The organism is Paenibacillus sp. BT-177 (genome assembly GCF_025846815.2).
In the GTDB taxonomy this organism is placed as follows: domain Bacteria; phylum Bacillota; class Bacilli; order Paenibacillales; family Paenibacillaceae; genus Paenibacillus; species Paenibacillus polymyxa_C.
In genome coordinates, this window is record NZ_JAOYTP010000007.1 from 87,016 (window position 1) to 106,617 (window position 19,602).

15 protein-coding genes are annotated in these 19,602 nt (G+C 45.2%); 9 read left to right on the plus strand and 6 right to left on the minus strand.

Annotation, left to right across the window (positions count from 1 at the left end):
• Positions 1–38: 38 nt before the first annotated feature.
• Both OIU26_RS19555 and OIU26_RS19560 read right to left on the minus strand, forming a co-directional pair.
• Entirely contained in the window at positions 39–1,550 is a 1,512-nt protein-coding gene (locus tag OIU26_RS19555) for a methyl-accepting chemotaxis protein (protein WP_436449174.1), read from the minus strand.
• A gap of 258 nt (positions 1,551–1,808) precedes the next feature.
• Positions 1,809–3,062 carry a cation:dicarboxylate symporter family transporter gene (locus OIU26_RS19560; protein WP_040102351.1) on the minus strand — a complete coding sequence of 418 codons (1,254 nt, stop codon included), beginning with the start codon at positions 3,060–3,062 and terminating at the stop codon, positions 1,809–1,811.
• Positions 3,063–3,273: 211 nt separating this feature from the next.
• Between OIU26_RS19560 and OIU26_RS19565 the strand changes: the two genes are divergently transcribed.
• Together OIU26_RS19565 and OIU26_RS19570 are read left to right on the plus strand one after the other, a co-directional pair.
• The gene (locus OIU26_RS19565) at positions 3,274–4,578 is read left to right on the plus strand and encodes a sensor histidine kinase (RefSeq protein WP_165083261.1); all 1,305 of its coding nucleotides are present in this window, start codon (positions 3,274–3,276) and stop codon (positions 4,576–4,578) included.
• A gap of 5 nt (positions 4,579–4,583) precedes the next feature.
• Complete coding sequence (locus OIU26_RS19570; protein ID WP_264217739.1) at positions 4,584–5,513, plus strand: response regulator; 930 nt, start codon at positions 4,584–4,586, stop codon at positions 5,511–5,513.
• A gap of 100 nt (positions 5,514–5,613) precedes the next feature.
• Here OIU26_RS19570 and OIU26_RS19575 read toward each other — a convergent pair whose 3' ends face one another.
• Both OIU26_RS19575 and OIU26_RS19580 read right to left on the minus strand, forming a co-directional pair.
• The gene (locus tag OIU26_RS19575) at positions 5,614–6,096 is read right to left on the minus strand and encodes a MarR family transcriptional regulator (protein ID WP_264217740.1); all 483 of its coding nucleotides are present in this window, start codon (positions 6,094–6,096) and stop codon (positions 5,614–5,616) included.
• 97 nt (positions 6,097–6,193) lie between these two features.
• On the minus strand, positions 6,194–7,693 hold the full coding sequence (locus OIU26_RS19580; protein ID WP_264217741.1) for a monooxygenase: 1,500 nt from the start codon (positions 7,691–7,693) through the stop codon (positions 6,194–6,196).
• A gap of 309 nt (positions 7,694–8,002) precedes the next feature.
• On the opposite strand from OIU26_RS19580, the gene OIU26_RS19585 reads away from it, so the two are divergent.
• Both OIU26_RS19585 and OIU26_RS19590 read left to right on the plus strand, forming a co-directional pair.
• Positions 8,003–8,500: a DinB family protein gene (locus tag OIU26_RS19585; RefSeq protein ID WP_264217742.1), complete on the plus strand. Its 498-nt coding sequence runs from the start codon at positions 8,003–8,005 to the stop codon at positions 8,498–8,500.
• A gap of 190 nt (positions 8,501–8,690) precedes the next feature.
• Positions 8,691–9,890, plus strand: coding sequence for an MFS transporter (locus OIU26_RS19590; RefSeq protein WP_264217743.1), 1,200 nt, complete (start codon positions 8,691–8,693; stop codon positions 9,888–9,890).
• Between the two features lie 25 nt (positions 9,891–9,915).
• Here the strand turns inward: OIU26_RS19590 and OIU26_RS19595 are convergent, their stop codons facing one another.
• Together OIU26_RS19595 and OIU26_RS19600 are read right to left on the minus strand one after the other, a co-directional pair.
• Entirely contained in the window at positions 9,916–10,737 is an 822-nt protein-coding gene (locus OIU26_RS19595; protein WP_165083271.1) for an endonuclease/exonuclease/phosphatase family protein, read from the minus strand.
• A 5-nt stretch (positions 10,738–10,742) separates the two neighbouring features.
• Positions 10,743–12,407, minus strand: coding sequence for a PTS transporter subunit IIBC (locus OIU26_RS19600; RefSeq protein WP_165083273.1), 1,665 nt, complete (start codon positions 12,405–12,407; stop codon positions 10,743–10,745).
• A 244-nt stretch (positions 12,408–12,651) separates the two neighbouring features.
• On the opposite strand from OIU26_RS19600, the gene OIU26_RS19605 reads away from it, so the two are divergent.
• The 5 genes from OIU26_RS19605 (at position 12,652) to OIU26_RS19625 (ending at position 19,587) form a co-directional block, all read left to right on the plus strand.
• A complete protein-coding gene (locus OIU26_RS19605; RefSeq protein WP_264217744.1) occupies positions 12,652–13,659 on the plus strand; it encodes a LacI family DNA-binding transcriptional regulator in 1,008 nt (335 codons plus the stop codon).
• 155 nt (positions 13,660–13,814) lie between these two features.
• Positions 13,815–16,097: a glycoside hydrolase family 65 protein gene (locus OIU26_RS19610; protein WP_264217745.1), complete on the plus strand. Its 2,283-nt coding sequence runs from the start codon at positions 13,815–13,817 to the stop codon at positions 16,095–16,097.
• A 24-nt stretch (positions 16,098–16,121) separates the two neighbouring features.
• Complete coding sequence (gene pgmB / locus OIU26_RS19615) at positions 16,122–16,787, plus strand: beta-phosphoglucomutase (RefSeq protein WP_264217746.1); 666 nt, start codon at positions 16,122–16,124, stop codon at positions 16,785–16,787.
• A gap of 162 nt (positions 16,788–16,949) precedes the next feature.
• The gene (locus tag OIU26_RS19620; RefSeq protein WP_264217747.1) at positions 16,950–18,428 is read left to right on the plus strand and encodes a spore germination protein; all 1,479 of its coding nucleotides are present in this window, start codon (positions 16,950–16,952) and stop codon (positions 18,426–18,428) included.
• Between the two features lie 4 nt (positions 18,429–18,432).
• Complete coding sequence (locus OIU26_RS19625) at positions 18,433–19,587, plus strand: Ger(x)C family spore germination protein (protein WP_264217748.1); 1,155 nt, start codon at positions 18,433–18,435, stop codon at positions 19,585–19,587.
• Positions 19,588–19,602 lie beyond the last annotated feature (15 nt).

Below are 19,602 nucleotides of genomic sequence, written 5' to 3' on the forward strand. Positions count from 1 at the left end.
CTATGGCCCGGTCTACTATTCGCATGAAGTCTAAAGCCTTACATCGTTCTCGCAAAATCCAACAAAGCTTTGGACATACTGTTGATCTCGTCCGTAGATGCATTCACTTGCTGCGTTAGCGCGGCTTGTGTTTGTGTCAGCGTAGACATGTTCCCGATGTTGTGCAGAATTCGCTCAATGAGTGTTTTCATTTCGTCCAGGCTGGTCTCGATATTCCCGGTCGCATCAGCACTATGGATGGCAAGTTTTCTCACTTCATCTGCAACTACTGCAAAACCACGTCCCTGCTCGCCTGCTCGCGATGCCTCGATTGCAGCATTCAGACCCAGCAGATTCGTTTGATTTGCAATCTCTTTAATGAAGTTCGAAATGTTTTGCGTCTCTTCTGCACTGACTTTGGCTTGATTCGCTGCCTCTGTCGATTGCTCTTGAGCCGTAGCCAATTCCTGTGCCTGGTTACTAACCGAGTTAACACCGTTCACCATTTCTGTAATGGAATCAGAGAGATGCTGAATTTTGAGCGTAAGCTCATCCGCCACAGCCTGCTTTTCCTTTTCTACTGTGATATCACGGATAGTTCCGGCAATGCGAATAGGTACTCCCTTACTATCGCGCAATGTTTTCCCACTGCAATAGTACCAGCGATGTTCACCATTCTTACGCACTAAACGGCATTCCATTTCGTACGGTGTGCGCCCCGTATAATCATTTAAATGATCATTCAAAACTTTAATCGCCATTTCAGCATCCTCAGGATACAGGATTGAAGCCCAGCTGCTAAGCTTGCTTGGAAAATCCTGCTCGTCCTTAAAACCCAGCGTTTCGCGGAATTGCGGTGACCACCAAAATGTATTATCCGGATTCTCTATGTCCCCTCCGATAATATTTACATCGTAAGGAGCTTCAACCAACACGAGGTTAATGAGGTCGTATCTTGTAACTAGCGCCTGAAGCTCCTCCGACTTAATCTTCTGATCGTGCACATCCAGCAGAGCGCCCGCAATCCGAAGCGGCACTCCCTTCTCGTCGCGGATCGTCGTTCCGGTAGCCCGGAACCAGCGGTATTCTCCATGCTTCAGCTTCAAACGATACTGTACGTCATATGGCGTCTTTCCCGTAAAATCCAGCAAATGATCAGACAATTCTGCCAAAGACCTGTCATAATCTTCGGGATGCAGTCGAGATGACCAGCTGTCCAATACATTGGGGAATTCCTTTTCGCTCTGATATCCCAGCATAGAACGGAATTCTTCCGACCATGTGAACGTATTATTGGGATTGACAGGATCACCCGCAATGACCTCCATGTCCCATAATCCAATCTCTATCGCCTTGGTAACAAGCTTCAAACGGATATCAACATGCTGAGCATCATTTTTCATGGACTCTATCGCTTGGTTAACATTGTTTGCGATTTCTTGAACCTCAGGAGATGCTGAGGAGACTTGTATTGCAGCAGCATAATCCTTATGCTGTATTCTCTGTGAAAGTTTGCGGCTTTCTTCTACTAAAGGAGCAAGTGATTGAGACTCATTTCTCTTGAGAAACATACATGATCTTCCCTTCTAAGCCAATATATAAAACGGTATAATTTAATATCGGTATTTTATTAAGAATCATTATAAATAAATCTATAATCACCTAGGTACTAAGGCTTATTTTTCGTGTCCATATACCTATATATCCATACAAAAAACATCGAAAAATGTCGAAAAAGGAAGTGTGTTAACAAGTCTGGAAACAAAAAGAACACCTCTGCATTACTTCGCAAAGGTGCTCTTGTTATCCACTATACCGGTCAATGTATCTTATTTAATTGAAGCAACGTATTCCTCGCCTTTTTCTTTATCATATTGGCCTTCCCATTTGGACATGACTACAGCCGCAAGTGAGTTCCCTAAAACATTGACTACCGTACGCGCCATATCCAGAATACGATCAATACCAGCGATAAAGGCCAGACCTTCCAGCGGGAGATTCACTGCTCCCAACGTAGCGAGCAACACGACAAAGGAAGCACCCGGCACACCAGCAATCCCTTTGGAGGAAATAATCAGTACGAGTACAAGCGTGATTTGGGTCGTGATCGGCATATCAATGCCATACATTTGGGCAATAAAAATGGCAGCTAGTGCCTGATACAGAGTGGAGCCGTCCAGATTAAAAGAATATCCGATCGGAATGACAAAGGACGTGATTCCCTTCGGACATCCGAATTTCTCCATCTTCTCCATGATCTTAGGCAGGACACTTTCCGAGCTGGCCGTCGAATACGCAAGCAACAGCTCACTTTTCAAAATTTTAACCATGGTCCAGAGACGGGTACCGCAAAGCTTGGCGATAATTCCAAAAACAATCACAATGAACAGTAACATGGAGCCGTACACTGACAGGACAAGCTTCAATAACGGCCATAACGAGGCTAATCCAAACTTGGCCACTGTCGTTCCAATCAGTGCAAATACACCAAACGGAGCCAAGCGCATAACCTGATTGGTTACCCAGAACATGGCGTCGGCTACACCTTCAAAGAAGTTCAGCACAGGTTTGCCCTTGTTACCAATCGCAGCTACTCCTAGTCCAAACAACACGGAGAAGAATATAATAGCCAGCATATCTCCTTCGCCCAGAGCTTGAATAACATTGGTAGGTACAATATGCACAATTGTATCTATAAAGTTATGGCCAGACTTTTCTGCAGTCTCCACATAGGAATGGATATCGCTTTTGGCCAGGTGGGACATGTCCACGCCCTCACCGGGTCGAACCAGATTGGCAACAAGCAGACCAAACAGGATCGCAATGGTTGTTACAATTTCAAAGTACAGAATCGACTTCCCGCCGAGTTTCCCCAGTTTCTTCATATCTCCGACGCCGGCTACACCGATAATGAGCGTTGAGATCACAATAGGTACGACAATCATCTTAATTAAGCGGATGAAAATATCACCGATCGGCTTTAAGTAGACTTCCACCCCTGAATTGCCGTAAAATAAGGCACCAACAATAATACCTAAAGCCAGACCGATAAAGATTTGCATTGTTAAATTAATCTTTTTCACTTCATGTCCCCCCTGGCTGGTTTGTATATTTTTGCAGTATGCAGCTCTTAATATTCAAATGATGTTATTTATACTACAATCCGAACTATAAAAACCGACAGTTATCTACACATGTATTTGTTTTTTTCTATAAATTCACAAACATTAATGTTGAGCCTGTGAATTTATCTTACATTGCCTTTCTGAAACAAATATCCGGAGGTGAATTTGGATGAAGCTAAATACCCTTCTTTTCCTGCTGATGCTTATCTTTGTACCACTGGCAGGTGAGTTGAATATTCACCCGTTCGATAATACATTTCGTCTCAGCTTCGGTACGCCTGTGTTTTTTTTCTTTCTGTTATCCATACGTCAAATTCCGCCTGCACTATCGGGTGTGCTTGTCGGGATCGCAGTAGTCGCTTTTCGCATTTCACTCAATCATTATCTCCATCCCGGGTCTTCCTTTGAAGCGTTGGTGACCTTGCATGGACCTACCTTTTTTTATTACATGGTTTATGGCCTGCTCTTTCAGGTCCTTAACATTAATGCCGAGCCTTACCGCGCACTGCGCGTAGGCCTCCTCTCGGTGGGGATTGAGGTTGCCGCAAGTGTGGCGGAACTTAGTGTCCGGCGAAGCATTGACGGCGATTTCTGGGACATCATGAAGATCAGCAAAGTGGCTTTTATGGCCATGATCCGCAGCTTCTTCGTGCTTGGGTTCTATAATATGATTCGATTAAATCAATCTGTTCAGCATGAAGAGGCACAAAGACAGCAGACAGAGCGAATTTTACTTCTGGTGTCGGACTTGTATGAGGAGTCAGTCCAGTTAGGCAAAACCCTGTCGCATGCAGAGCAAATTACCCGTGAAAGCTATGAACTGTACCGTGAGTTGCAGCAGGATGAATCTCTGAAAGATAGAGAGCATTACGCCAGACAGGCACTTCGTATTTCCGGACAAGTCCATGAGATTAAAAAAGACAGCCAGCGGATTTTTGCCGGTTTGTCCAAGCTCATTGATTCGGAAAGCGACGTGCATTATATGACTTCACAGGAACTTGGTGAGCTGATCGTCCGAACGAACAGCAAATACGCCCAATCGCTAGGCAAGTCTATCCGTTTCACGCTGAATTTCGATCCTTTGTTGCCTAAACTGCATGTTTATACAGTTCTCACTCTGATTAACAACCTGACATCCAATTCAGTGGAAGCAATGAAGGACAGCGGAAGGATTGACGTTTCCATTCATTTTCTACCGGGACAAGAGGATATAATATCCTTTAGTGTCACCGATAACGGTCCAGGTATTCCTCAGCGTAAACGTGAAATGATCTTCACACCGGGATACACGACCAAGTATGATGAGGGAGGACAGCCTTCGACCGGCATGGGTTTATTTTATGTGCGTGAAGTCGCGGAGAGCCTTGATGGAACGATTGAACTACTACAAAATGAAGATGAGCACACAGATAGATCACAGACCACTTTTAGAGTCATATTGCCTTTACGGAAACTGACGGAGAAAGGAAGATAGCCCGGATGCGTTTTTATATAGTAGATGACGATCAGGGGATTCGTTCTATGCTGGCAGACATTATTGAAGACGAGGGTTTAGGGGAGGTCGTTGGAGAAACGGAGGATGGTTCCTACGTGAATAGCGGCCTGCTGGAGCTGAACCGAATTGATGTGTTGCTGATTGACCTGCTAATGCCGCTTCGTGACGGCATTCAGACCGTGCGTGCACTCGGTGATCAATTTAGCGGAAAAATCATTATGATTTCTCGGATTGAATCCAAAAACATGATCGGTGAGGCATACTCGCTAGGTATTGAATATTATATTGCCAAGCCCTTGAATCGACTGGAAATTATTGCAGTTATCCAAAAGGTGACCGAACGCCTGCGCATGCAACAATCCATTACAGATATCCAGCGCACACTGCAAGGACTGTCGATGTTCACATCGAATAGCCCATCAGCGACACTGGAACCGACCCGAAACATTGTCAATTCAGGGCAGTTTCTGCTCTCCGAGATGGGAATGATCGGCGAAGCCGGAAGTGTGGATTTACTGGATATGCTGGAATATTTGGAGCAATATGAGGAAGAAACCGGCAATCTATCGCCCTATCTGTTTCCCTCGCTAAAGGATATATTTGCGAATATAGCGTCCAAACGACTAGGAGACTCGGCCTCAGCAATAGAGCTGAGCAAGGAAATCAAGGCATCGGAGCAGCGTGTCCGCCGCGCCATTTTCCAGACATTAAGCCATATAGTATCGCTCGGATTGACCGACTATACTCATCCTAAGTTTGAAAATTATGCATCCAAATTTTTTGATTTTACAGAAATCCGTAAAAAAATGCTGGAGCTGCAAAACAATGTGGAGCCTTCACTGTCCCAAGCCCGCATTAATACGAAAAAGTTCGTGCAGGTGCTCTATATGGAAGCAAAACGACTATTGCATTAAAAGAAAAGCACCTGCATCTCCCCATGTGGCTATCACACAGAGATGAAACAGGTGCACATTGTCGATGATTTAAATGTCCCTTGTATTAAGATCTGCTCTGCTACTCCATAGCTTCCAAGAAACCTACGCCATCGGACAGCAGACGCTTCAAGACATGTAGTTCTTCCGAGCTATAACGATCTAAAAATTGAAATAACTGATGCTGTACCTTAGCATGCAGCCGCTCATGTACAAGAAAGAGCTTTTTCCCTAACGGGGTTAGCCGAAAATAAATTTCTTTCTTGTTGTCGTTCAGCTGGGTTCTACGAATCCAGCCTTCCTTGAGCAGCTTGGTGCTAACTTTCGAAATGGTACCTTTGCTCAGCTCCATTCGTTCCGCTAATGTCGTAACATTGATCGGCTCATGCTTCCCAATACAATCCATAACGTGCACATCCGTCATATTGAGCGAAGTCATTCCGTCAAAGTGCTCGCGGATTTCTTCGAGAAAGGTCATGCTCTCTCTCTGCTGATGCTGCTCCAGCTGGTGATTCATCTTAATAAGCAAATCATAGACATGCTGAACCGATGTCGCCTTCTCCATACGAACAAGTAGTCACTCCTTTGGCATACTCCTCCTTTCATTATAGCCCACATTTGTTTCACAGGAAACAATATGGTCATGATCATACCTTTTTCCTTTATATTAACGTGACAATGCCATCCTTAATAACACTCGCTATATCCGTTTGTTCCACCGAAATGGCCCAGGCGATATACCCATCGGGACGGATGAAAACCGTATGCACACCTCTCCATCCAACGGGCAATTCTTCGGCTATGGCCTCCACATATGAAATATGTGAAAGGGAGATATGGCGAAACTCATTCGATACCTTAGAATCCTGTGCAAGATGGAGAAGTACAAAGCGGCCTTCATGAAGAAGATCGTAAGCATACGATGTCACTCCGTCAGGCAACTGCAATTCAAAATCCGCAAACCGTTTTCCGTTCAGCGGATGCTGCGGTATATTGCCAGCCGCTGGATAACATACATCCAGTGCACTAATCTGCTCTGCCATAGACCGATTAATTTCCGGATGGCGGAACCATTCCTCGTGTAATTGGCGGTGTGCCAATACAGCAGGCGTAAAATCCAATAAGCGAGTCTGAACCTCGGTATTCCGTAAAAACTGCGTATTAACCGGATAACGTTCGTCATGATAACTATTCAGCAGCGTGTCTGGAGCCCAGCCACGAATCACTCCTGCCAGTTTCCATCCCAGATTCGCCGCCTCTTGCAAGCCAACATTCATTCCCTGTCCACCTGCCGGGAAGTGAATATGCGCAGCATCACCTGCTAGCAGGATTCTCCCTTTTTGATATGTCTGCGCTTGCCGCGTTGCATTCCCGAATCGGGATAACCAGCGAGGATTGGTGACGCCAAGATCTGTACCAAGCAGATCGCGCAGTTCTGTCCGCACTTCTTCCAGCGTCACAGGTACGTCTTTGGGGACATTTATCAGTCGAGGTGTAGTCAAAATAACCCGATAAATATCTGGAGACACAGGGGCAATCATCACCCCACCTCGTTCACTATATTCGGAATGTACGCCATTTTCAGGCGGATTGGCTAACTCTACATCCGCTAATACAGCGGTCAGAGTCGTATCCGTGCCCGGAAAAGCAATCCCGGCTTGTTTGCGCACGATACTCCCGGCCCCATCCGCTCCTACGACATAGGCAGCAGTCATTACCGATACATTGGCTTGTGCTCCAGATGCACATACACTAACCACCTCTACGCCCTGCTCTTGCTCTCGCACAGATACCACTTCCATACCACGGTGAACGATAACTCCCAGCTTGAGCGCATGCTCCTCGATCACTTGCTCTGTAATCACCTGTGGAATAAACAACGTATAATTGGAGGAACTATCAAGCACAGAAAAGTCCAAGCGGGTATTCAGCATTGAAAAGTGACCTGTACGTATAGGTCTGCCGCGCTTCATAAACCGCTCCTTTAATCCACGCATATCAAACATCTCAAGCGTCCGTGGATGTAGCGTAAGCGCACGCGACTGGCGAATAGGCTCCTCTAAACGTTCAATTACACATACGCTTACCCTTGCCAATGCCAACTCAGCAGCTAACCACATCCCAACAGGTCCGCCGCCTACTACAATCACTTCGTAATCCATGTTCACACCCCTTATTTAAAAACTTTATTCCCACCACCTAATTGTTTCTAAAGAAACAATATACATATACGGAAAGCTCCCCTTAACATTTCCGTATATATTAAACAACATATACAAATGTATTTTATTGTTTCTCTTGAAACAATATTATTGTAATTTAATTGATAACAATTATCAACTACTTTATTAAAATGATTTCTGCCCTTTACTTTAGACCACGCATTTATTTCCATTTCGAAAAATATAATTGTATAATTGCTAAATAAGACCAAGCAAGAAACAAGCTCTCCATAGAAGGGATGATTATACATGTCGGATGCCAACCAATTATTCGCTCAAGCACTGGTTAAATCACTGGTCGGGGAACGTGGGCATATTCGCGTGGCTCGGGCTTTGCCAGACATTGACGTTGAGCTGGCAGGGAAGAAAAACGCGGAAGTGCCCCACAGCATTTATCAACTGCTGAAGCATATGATTTACTGGCAGCAATTTATGCTGGAGCATTTGGAAGGACGGAAGCCCCAGCTTCCAGGCAATGTCATGGAAAGCTGGCCCGAAGAAACTGGACCGCAAAGTGAAGAGGCATGGCAGGCTGTCATTACTGAATTTTTACAGGGCGTAGATCGGGCTGTACAAATTGCTGAAACCACGCAACTGGATGAATCACTGGCTCATTTCCCAGGGGAAACAAAAGCGGGATTGCTGCGGAATATCGCTTCCCACAATTCCTATCATTTGGGTGAAATCGTACTACTGCGCCGGATTTATGGAGCTTGGCCACCCCCAGGAGGCGGCTTCCCTGCTTAAAGGCTACGCCACTCCCTTGTCATACGTGTCACACCTCCAAAATTGCACTGGGATTTAGGCACAGCGTGGAGTACACCTGCGTATCCTATGAAGGAACCCACTAGCTCGAATGGAAGCCGTTCATTCATAATAAAGAGTCATCGAAAAAAACGGTCCCCATGATGCAAGCTCAAAGAGAGGTTTCGAGGATATGGTAAGAAACTTATATTTAAATCGTAATATTGCCTGTATGATCGTGATCAGCCTTATTGCTAACATGAGTGGAAGTATGATCCTTCCACTCTTTGCTATTTATGTAGAGCAATTCGGGATATCTACACTTGGCATGAGCATTTTATTTTCTTTGTTTTATGTGGGAAGATTTCTTGGCGGAGGCATGGCAGGACGAATCTATGAAAAGATAGGCGCAAAACGCTTGGGGTTAGGCTTACTCATCGCTGAAATCGCTTGTATGCTCCTGTTTCCGATTGCAACAAGCTTCATCATTCTATCCATACTGAGACTTCTTCAAGGCTTGGTGGCTATAGGGCTAACCGTCTTTGTAAGAGTCACGGTCAATCACATGAGCACCGCAGAGAATCGAGGCACGCTAAATGGATATATTAGCAGCAGTGAAGGTGCCGGTATGATTTTAGGCCCTCTTATAAGTGGAGTCATTGTTTCCCATTTTTCTTTATCCGAACCGTTTTACTTCGTTGCTATTTTTGCATGTATATCCTTTATTGCCGTTTCAAGAATGACTTTCGCTAATTCTCCCTTAAAGCTACAGCAACAGCATCTCCCCCTTCAAAAACCGCAAAGAAGAATCATATTAACAAAACAGTTGCTGCTTTATTCCACCGTTCATTTCCTTGAAATGAGTGCATTTTCTATATTTTTAACATACTTCTCTGTGTATGCAACCTACAAGCTCCATTGGAGTCCAGCAGAAATCAGCTTAGCTTTTACAATCATCGGCATATCTACCTTTGTATCAGCACCCTTTATTGGTAAAATATCTGATATGCTCAAGGATCGCTTGCTGCTATGTATCATCGGTCTATTATTAATCATGATGGAAATTATCTTATTTTTATGGTTCACAGAACCGTGGATCGTATACTTGGGGATGTTCATCGGAGGTATAGGAGGAGCCAGCTATCTGGATTCCTTTTACTCACAGCTAGGGGATGCTATTCCTGAAGAAAATAGAAGCTCATTTATCGGCAACGTCGTATCTTTGTCCGAATTGGGGGCCATTGTGTCTCCAATCATTGCAGGCGCGCTCATGGACTGTTTTAGCATCAATACTCCCTTTTATTACAATATGATTTTGGTATTGATTGCGATTGTTATTCAATATACCATTCGATTAAAATCGAAATCCGTAAGAAAAAGGCCAATTGCATAAGCAAATGGCCTCCTTTGTGTGTTCATCACAGTTCCAACTCGACTGCAACGCCGAAATGATCGGATACAACCGGTCCTGTTTTCCCATTCAGTACAACTGCTGAGGATTGAACCTGTGCTGCCTTACTGGAGAAAATATAGTCAATACGGAGCGGCTCCGCATTACTTTCCCAGCCAGCAATAGCTTTGATAACCGTGTGCCCTGCATCACGTACTACTGCGCTCGAATAGGTGTCTGACCAACCGGATTGCATTACATAGTCGTATCCCTCTCCGCGCACTTCAGCCGCGTTGTTGAAATCCCCCATCACAAATACAGGAGCCGGAGCTAAAGGATCGAGCACTTCGGTTGTACGATCCCATAGTCCGCGGAAGGATTCCTCATCATTCCACCAGTTATAATGCCCACTAACAAACCAGGCCTGTACTCCGTCCACCACAGTCTGAATGCCTACAATTTTACGCGAGCGGTAGTTGTCATAATCCTGCATTGAGGAAATATATTCGTTCACCGTCGCTGTAATCGGTGTTTTGGACAGAATCGCCAAACCCTCGTCATATTTGGCAAAACCAATATGCGCGGGAGCCCACGTCCAGTGATAAGTATCGGACAATAGACCGTTCAGCACATAAGCATAGTTATCGCGTTTAATGACAACTTCAGGATCTGCACTATAGTACGCGCCCAAATCGTCCGGTGTCAACGGAGTCTCTTCTAGGGACTGGTTGACTTCCTGCAAAGCAATGACATCAAACTGCTGTTCATCAATAAAAGCAGCCAATTGTTTCAGCTTATCCTGTTGGTTTTCTTCCATCCAAGCATGTGCATTTAAGGTTAATAATTTCAAGCTAATCACCTATTGAGTATGTCTTGTATATCTGATTTAAGCACATCGGCCTTTGGTCCGTAAACCGCCTGTACCCCATTATCTACTTTAATTAAGCCCAAGGCGCCTAACGCTTTCCACGTCTTTTCATCCCCGACGGCTTCTGTATCCTTCACCGTTACACGCAGTCGGGTCATGCAAGCATCCACCTCGACAATGTTCTGCTCACCCCCAAGTGTCTTGATGATATCCGCAGCCAATTGATTTTTAGTTGAAACCGCTGCCAAACCATCGGCTTTTGTACTCTCTCCCTCGGAAGTCGCTTGAGGCTCTTCATCTGTATAATTCCCCAGTCTTCCTGGCGTAGCCATTTTGAATTTGCCGATCATAAAATAAGCGATAAAGTAGGTTGCTACCGCAAACACTACACAAGTCAGCACAAAGTTAATGATATCCTGCACCAACCCTGCATTTATAGACAATGGCAAGCGAGTCAGCAGCTCAATCATACCAAACGAATGTAAACGCAAATGTATAATATCAGCCATTCCGAAAGCAATACCGGTAAGAATAGCATAAACCACATACAATACAGGCGCCACGAACATAAACATGAATTCCAGCGGCTCCGTCACCCCTGTTAAAAAGACGGCTGCTGCTGCAGAGAAAATCATCGACTTGTACTTGCCGCGTTTATCTTTGTCTACACGGCGATACATAGCTACTGCCAGCCCCATAAGGATGCCAGCTCCGCCGATCATTTGTCCTACCTTGAAGCGGGCAGGCGTTACGTCTCCCAGCAAGCTGTTGTAGGCTGCCGGATCCGTACCACGAAGCGCACTGAGATCACTAGCCCAAGCCAGCCACAGCGGGTCTTGCCCAGCAACAACGCTTCCTGCTCCAGAACCCGTGAGCACCGTGTAAACGCCACCAAGTTGAGTATAGTTAATAGGAACGGTCAGCATATGATGAAGACCAAAAGGAATCAACAGTCTTTCTAGTGTACCATAGACAAATGGCGCTATAAAAGGAGCCGACTCTCCTGAAGTCGCCAACCAGACGCCAAATTGGTTAATCCCGCCTTGGACAAATGGCCAGACAGCAGACATGATCAAACTCACGATCACAGACCAGAGAATCACGACAAACGGAACAAAGCGCTTACCGTTAAAAAAAGCTAGAGCATCGGGGAGCTTGCGATAATTATAGTATTTATTAAACACCACGGCCCCGACAAAGCCGGAGATGATACCGACAAACACACCCATATTGAGTGCAGGAGCCCCCAAAATAGAGGTGAAATAACCACTGACCGGAATCGATGCACCGAAAAGAGTATGAGTGGTTGCTCCTTCCTGGGTTAGCATCTTCGAGGATACGCCCAAAATCGTTCCTGTTGATATATTGATGAGAACAAAAGCAATTAAGGCCGCAAAAGCTCCGCCCGCCCGTTCCTTAGCCCAGGAACCACCAATCGCCACGGCAAACAGGATGTGTAAATTGTTGATAATACCCCAACCCAGATTCTCCATGACCCCGCCGACAGTCACCCAGAAATGAATATCGCCAGCCAACATCGCCACTACTTTACCAAGTGAAATCATAATCCCGGCTGCTGGCATGACAGCAACAACCACAAGAAGTGCCTTCCCAAGCTTTTGCCAAAAATCAAATGATAGAAGTTTTTTCATGCTCGTTCAGTCTCCATCCCTTATAGTATGTATAGCATGGGTAGTGCTCAATAAGAAAATTATGCAATCGGTTGCACGATTATTATAATGATATCGCTTTCTATTGGCAATACCCTAGTTATAAATATCTTGGTTAATGCTGATAGAAATACTCGAAAAAGCCGCTAATTTGTTGAAATTGGAGCAATATCGTATGATAGAACATAATATTTTCTGCTTGAGATAGCAAAAGGAGACGAAGACGATGGCAGTAACCATCAAAGATGTCGCAAAACGTGCTAAAGTTGCTACTTCCACCGTATCCCGTGTCATTCAAGACAGCCCTAAAATCAGCGAAGCCACCAAGGCACGCGTTCGCAAAGAAATGAAGGCGCTTGGCTATGAACCCAACTATTCCGCTCAAAGCCTGGCTAACCGTGTCACACAGTCAATAGGCATTATTATGCCTGAATCGGACGTGGCGATCTTTCAGAACCCTTTCTTTCCGGAAAGCCTACGCGGGATCAGCGAATGGGTAAACGAGCACAATTATACACTGTCGATTGTCACAGGCAAAACGAGTGATGAATTGCTATCCCGCGTAAGGCTAATGACCCGGACCGGACGCGTTGACGGCTACATTGTCCTGTACTCCAAGCAAAAGGATAGCATCGTGGAGTATCTTCATAAAGAGAAAATTCCCTATACCGTCATCGGCAAGCCTCAGCAGTTTGTCAGTGAAACTACCCATGTAGACAACGATAACTACCAGGCTGCCAAAGATGTGGTCACTTATTTGACGGGGCTGAACCATGAGCGCATTGCTTATGTTGGCGGTGATCAGGAACACATCGTAAATCTTGAAAGACTCCGAGGCTACCAAGACGCACTACGAGAAGCCGGCTTGCCTCTACCGAAGGAATACGTGGTCAGGGAGCCCTTTAATCTAGAGGACATGCGCACGTTATTGCAGGCTACCCCGCCTCCTACTGCGATGATCGTTAGCGACGACCTTGTAGCCATGGCCGTACAGAAAATGCTTGCTCAGTTAGGCGTATCCATGCCAGAGCAGCTGTCCATGGTGAGCTTCAATAACTTGATGCTGGCTGAGCTGATGAATCCCCCACTTACTTCCGTGGATATTGATATCTTCAGCCTTGGTTATCAGGCTGCCAAAAGTCTGATCGAAAAAATTGAAGACCCGAAAGAATTGACCAAGCACATCATTGTTCCCCACCGAATTGTAGAGCGCAAATCAAGCCAGACACTATGAATCTCTAAGAAATGAACAAGAACTGATTTTGTGGATATTCATAAAATCAGTTTTTTTTGCGTTGACAGGGCAAACGGTTGCACTATATACTGAACTCGCTCATATATTGGTTCCGTTAAAACAACGATCTCATTTTCCGAGAGGGGTACGCAATCATGGTTTACAACCGATTATTTGACGTAGATAGTTGGAAGCTGACAACACACACTCTACATAGCACACACATGCGATTACAGGAAAGCTTAACGTCCATAGGCAACGGTTATATGGGCATGCGCGGCAATTTTGAAGAAACTTATTCAGGTGATCATCATCAAGGAACGTATATCTCCGGTATATGGTTCCCTGACAAAACAAAGGTAGGCTGGTGGAAGAACGGCTATCCTGAATATTTCGGCAAGGTCATCAATGCCATGAATTTCATCGGCATCCGTCTGATTGTAAACCAAGAGGAAGTGGACTTATTTACGGCACAGATCAGCGATTTTGTGCAGGAACTGGACATGAAGCAGGGAATCCTGCGGCGCGCTTGTACTGTGAACGACCAGGTTCGTATCACTACAGAGCGTTTTCTGAGCATTACTACACGTGAATTATGCCTGATTGATTATCAGGTCGAAAATATAAGCGATCAGCCTTTAAGCATTGAGCTTGTTCCTTATTTGGATGGCAATACGAAAAATGAGGACACAAACTATGACGAGGTATTTTGGCTGGAAGAAGCCCGTGAGGTTCAAGAGCAATTCATCAGCCTGTCCACAACGACGATAGATAATCCCTTCGGTATTCCGCGCTTTACCGTAAACGCTACCATGGGTATTGTAACCGAGGGACAAGATGAGCAGACGACGGAAGAGGGCTTTTTGTATGCTGCACGCCACTATCAATACAACGTCTCGCCAGGTGACCGTATCCAACTGCAAAAAATTGTAGCCGTCACCACTTCACGCGATATGGAAAAGGATGCATTGATTCCGCAAGGTGAACGCATCGCTGTAGAAGCTGTGAACAAAGGCTACACCTCTCTTAAGCAAGAGCATATCGACGCTTGGGCCAGACGCTGGGACAAGGCAGATGTTGAAATTGAAGGGGATACGGAGGCCCAACAGGGAATACGTTTTAACATTTTCCAGCTGTTCTCTACGTACTACGGTGAAGATGCCCGTCTGAATATCGGACCGAAGGGCTTTACGGGTGAAAAATATGGCGGTGCCACCTATTGGGATACAGAGGCATATGCCGTACCTATGTATCTGGCGCTTGCCGATCCGGAGGTAACGCGAAATCTGCTGCTGTACCGTCATCAACATCTGGAGGGTGCCAAGCATAACGCAACCCAGCAAGGGCTTCGCGGGGCATTGTATCCTATGGTCACTTTTACAGGCGTGGAATGCCATAACGAATGGGAAATTACCTTCGAAGAAATCCATCGTAACGGTGCAATTGCCTATGCCATTTACAATTACACCAATTATACGGGGGACTTGACCTATCTGCATGACTACGGGATCGATGTACTGGTCGAAATTAGCCGTTTCTGGGCCGATCGAGTTCATTTCTCCAAGAGCCGTCAGCAGTATATGATCCACGGGGTTACCGGGCCAAACGAATACGAAAATAACGTTAATAACAACTGGTATACCAATACACTGGCTGCATGGGTTCTAAAATATACTTTGTCAGTCTTGCCTCAAATTTCGACTGAGAAATCGCAGCGCCTGGCCGTAACAGCTGATGAGCGTGCACATTGGCAAGATATCATTAACAACATGTACTATCCTTATGATGAAGAGCGGGGCGTCTTCGTACAGCACGATACCTTTATGGATAAGGATTTGCAGCCTGTATCCACTTTGCATCCTAGCAATCTGCCACTTAATCAGAAATGGTCTTGGGATAAAATCTTGCGTTCCTGCTTCATTAAGCAAGCGGATGTACTGCAAGGGCTCTATTTCTTTGGAGACCAGTTCACGCTGGAGGAAAAAGCGCGCAATTTTGCCTTTTACGAGCCAATGACCGTTCATGAATCCAGTCTGTCTCCTTCGATTCATGCCGTGCTGGCTGCTGAACTCAAAATGGAGGATAAGGCAGTCGAAATGTATAAACGGACGGCCCGTCTGGATCTGGATAACTATAATAACGATACCGAAGACGGACTTCATATCACCTCCATGACAGGAAGCTGGCTGGCGATTGTACAGGGATTTGCCGGGATGAGAACCTATAATGAAACATTAAGCTTCTCCCCTTTTCTGCCAAAGGACTGGAACAAATATACGTTTAAAATCAACTATCGCGGCCGCTTGCTAAGTATTCTCGTACAGGAGGGTGAAGTAGTCATTACCCTGCTGGACGGAGAACCGCTCACGCTGGAGCTGTATGGACAGCCAACGCATATTACCAGTGGGCAGTCGTTAATGGCGAGCAGTGCTTCATAAATGGACCAGACAGGGGGAAAGCAAATGAAAGCAGTTATTTTTGATCTGGACGGAGTCATTACAGATACCGCCGAATATCATTTTCAGGCATGGGGTAGCCTGGCGGCAGCGCTCAGCATCCCTTTTGATCGGGAATTTAATGAACAGTTAAAAGGAATCAGCCGTACGGAATCGCTCGACAAAATACTGGCACGCGGTAACCTGTCCGATACGTTATCAGAAGAAGGCAAGCAAGAACTGGCTATACAAAAAAACACCGAGTATCAGCGGCTCATCTCAGCCTTGACTCCCTCAGACGTTCTTCCGGGCATTCAAGCGCTTTTGAAGGAGCTGCGTGAAGCCCGAGTTGGCATCGCGCTGGCCTCTGCGAGCAAAAATGCAGCGTTTATACTGGATCGGCTGGAGCTAGCGCACTATTTTGACAGTGTGGTGGATGTTACTGCCATTCCGCATGGAAAGCCTGACCCGGAAATTTTCCTCGCCGGAGCTGCGAATCTAGGCGTTCAGCCTGCCGACTGTATCGGCATAGAAGACGCACAGGCTGGCATACAGGCGATCAAGGGTGCCGGGATGTTCGCGGTCGGTGTAGGAACACCTTCGCAAATGCAAGGTGCGGATATCGTGGTAGCCACTACAGCCGAGCTTTCCTTGAGCATGCTGGAGGAACATTTTTACGAGTTCAAAAAATGATCCCATTCTGATTAAGTTCATATAGCGTTATGTATGACTAAAGACGAACACCATTAGGTGTTCGTTTTTGCTTTTGCCGAAAAAGGATTCATGAATATTTATCACTATTTTACACATATTACATGCATATCATGCTTAAGTTTTTTGAAGGGGGAAACGTCATTGGCAAGACCACTCGAGGCAAAATTAGATTATCTTGAAAAGACTCTGGGTCATCTTCCTGATGTCGTCTTCAAAAAAATGAATGTAGGCCAAACGGGAATTCATGTCATTATGATCTATCTCTCCGGTATTGCGGATACAAGTATGATTAACGAACAAATCGTCAAGCCGCTCATTTTAACTGGAATCCGTGAAAACCACTCCCCAGTTAATCCTGACAAAATAAAGGAGGAGTTGATACAGCAGACAGCATTTACGATCGATATGAAAGAAGGGACAGACCTTGAAACGTGTGTAAGCAAAGTGTTATCGGGCAATACTTGTCTGCTGATCGAAGGGACTGATGATGTTTTTTTTGCTTCTACAGGCAAATTTCCTTCGCGAAGTGTTGAGGAACCCAGCACCGAAACTTTGGTTAGAGGACCAAGGGAAGGTTTTATTGAGGATTTGGAAAGCAACCTGGCAATGGTTAGAAGGCACATCAAAGATATTAGTTTCAGAATAGACAAAATAACCATAGGAAGGAGATCTTCCCGTAAATTAGCAATCTTGTACATATCGGATATCGCAAATCCGGAGCTAGTTCAAGAAGTTAAGCGAAGAGTCGAAACGATTGATGTGGATGATGCTTCCGATACCGGGGTTATTGAGCAATGGATCGAGGAACATCCATGGTCTCCGTTTCCCCAGATTCAAGCCTCTGAACGCTCGGATAAAGCTATAACGGCCTTAATGTCAGGGAGGGTTGTCATTATGCTAGATGGCACCCCTTTTGTCCTAATTGCTCCCATGACCTTCTGGATGCTGGCTCAATCGCCAGAAGATTATTATGAGCGTTTCCCCTTAGGGACATTTTTCCGCATGCTTCGTTTAATGGCTTTGTTCATTGCAACATTCCTGCCTTCGTTGTACGTTGCACTGATTTCTTTCCATCCTGGATTAATCCCGCCTGAGCTGGTCATATCTATCGTTGCCTCAAGGGAGGGAATCCCTTTTCCCGTTTTTGTGGAGGCTTTAATTATGGAATTGGCATTGGAAATATTGCGCGAGGCCAGTCTGCGGCTACCCAAAGGGATAGGACAGGTCATCGGTATTGTAGGCGGTCTTGTTATTGGACAAGCAGCTGTCGAGGCGGCGGTTGTAAGTGCTTTTCTGATTATTGTTGTTGGTCTTACTGCCATTGCGTCCTTTGCAAGCCCGCAGTACAGCGGCAGTATCGGAATTCGGCTTCTTCGTTTTCCCATTATGATGATCGCAGGGGTTTTTGGGCTTTATGGAGTAATTTTAGCCTTTATTTGTTTAGGCGTACACATGGTCCAAATCAAAAGCTTTGGAGTTCCTTACATGTCACCCCTAGCCCCTGTTCGGCTAAGAGATCAACAAGACACCTTGGTTCGGGTTCCTTATAAATATCTCAGAAAACGTCCTATGATGCTAAAGACACAGGACGAAACACACTCTAACAGGAAAAGGAAGTAAAACTATGATTTCTTACGGCCTTCTGTTTCGTCGCACCCTATGGGTACAAAAATGCTTTGCCGCATGGATCGCGTGTACTCTACTCACCGGTTGTTGGGATAGCAGAGAGATCGATAACTTGAGTATTATTCAAGGCGTCGCCATTGATACGGATCAGCAGAATATGCTGGAACTTACCTACCAGCACTTAATCGCGCAGAAATCCAGAAAAAATATGTATCGCAACGTAACAACCTTCAATAAAGATTCCATCCAGTCTGCTTCCAGGGAACAGGCTAAGCAGGTATCTCGTGCTCCTTTATATAGTTTTATTCGCCTGATTTTGATTAGTGATCAAGCTATACAAAAAAGAAGAATCGACCAGTTGTTAGATACGTTTACTCGCTCCTATAAACCAAGTCGAAAATCACTTGTTATGATCATAAAAGGCAATGCAAAAGAAGCGCTCAATAAGATCGGTAAACATCAAGAGATACCTTCTATTGACCTTGAAGCAATGGCTAAAAACAGCAATTTAAACTCAAAAATACCTTATAGAATAACCTTAGGAGAAATTTCTACGCATATCTCACAAGGAGCTGACTTCCTCATTCAATGTCTAGAAACCAATGGAGGCAACCACTTCTCAGGCGCAGCTCTGGTCAGCGGCAAAACGAAGAAATTTGCTTATTGGCTGGACGAAGAGGATGTCATCGGAATCAACTGGATGCTGGGAAAAACGAAGGGCTCAATTATTAGAATTGAGAGCTCAAAGTCAAATCAATCCGTGGTGTTTGAAGTTGAGGATGTCCACACAAAACTTATTCCCCACCTCAACGGGCAGGACCTCTCATTCACAGTTCGAATTAAATCAGATATTAAACTAAACGAAAGCACGGTTAGTTCTGAAGACTTCCTGAAGGAATCATTCATTCAAACTGCTAAACAAGAGGCACAGGATGAAATCAAACAGACCGTATCCCAATCGCTAAACACACTCCAGAAAGAAATGAGAGCAGATGTGGTCGGTTTTGGCACAAAAGTAAAAGTGAAATATCCCGCTTACTGGGATCGGGTAAAGGAAAATTGGCAAGATACATTCAGTGAAATACCGATCAATGTTAAGGCTAAGGTACAGATAGAGCGAACTGGCGCTTATACAAAAGGAGAGGGTGAATAATGTCTAACATACCTT

What these genes read in the sequence shown, in the direction of transcription:
- OIU26_RS19555 (WP_436449174.1), bottom strand. Translation starts at nt 1,550, where the DNA reads ATGTTTCTCAAGAGAAATGAGTCTCAATCACTTGCTCCTTTAGTAGAA.
- OIU26_RS19565 (WP_165083261.1), top strand. Translation starts at nt 3,274, where the DNA reads ATGAAGCTAAATACCCTTCTTTTCCTGCTGATGCTTATCTTTGTACCA.
- OIU26_RS19570 (WP_264217739.1), top strand. Translation starts at nt 4,584, where the DNA reads ATGCGTTTTTATATAGTAGATGACGATCAGGGGATTCGTTCTATGCTG.
- OIU26_RS19575 (WP_264217740.1), bottom strand. Translation starts at nt 6,096, where the DNA reads ATGGAGAAGGCGACATCGGTTCAGCATGTCTATGATTTGCTTATTAAG.
- OIU26_RS19580 (WP_264217741.1), bottom strand. Translation starts at nt 7,693, where the DNA reads ATGGATTACGAAGTGATTGTAGTAGGCGGCGGACCTGTTGGGATGTGG.
- OIU26_RS19585 (WP_264217742.1), top strand. Translation starts at nt 8,003, where the DNA reads ATGTCGGATGCCAACCAATTATTCGCTCAAGCACTGGTTAAATCACTG.
- OIU26_RS19590 (WP_264217743.1), top strand. Translation starts at nt 8,691, where the DNA reads ATGGTAAGAAACTTATATTTAAATCGTAATATTGCCTGTATGATCGTG.
- OIU26_RS19600 (WP_165083273.1), bottom strand. Translation starts at nt 12,407, where the DNA reads ATGAAAAAACTTCTATCATTTGATTTTTGGCAAAAGCTTGGGAAGGCA.
- OIU26_RS19605 (WP_264217744.1), top strand. Translation starts at nt 12,652, where the DNA reads ATGGCAGTAACCATCAAAGATGTCGCAAAACGTGCTAAAGTTGCTACT.
- OIU26_RS19610 (WP_264217745.1), top strand. Translation starts at nt 13,815, where the DNA reads ATGGTTTACAACCGATTATTTGACGTAGATAGTTGGAAGCTGACAACA.
- pgmB (WP_264217746.1), top strand. Translation starts at nt 16,122, where the DNA reads ATGAAAGCAGTTATTTTTGATCTGGACGGAGTCATTACAGATACCGCC.
- OIU26_RS19625 (WP_264217748.1), top strand. Translation starts at nt 18,433, where the DNA reads ATGATTTCTTACGGCCTTCTGTTTCGTCGCACCCTATGGGTACAAAAA.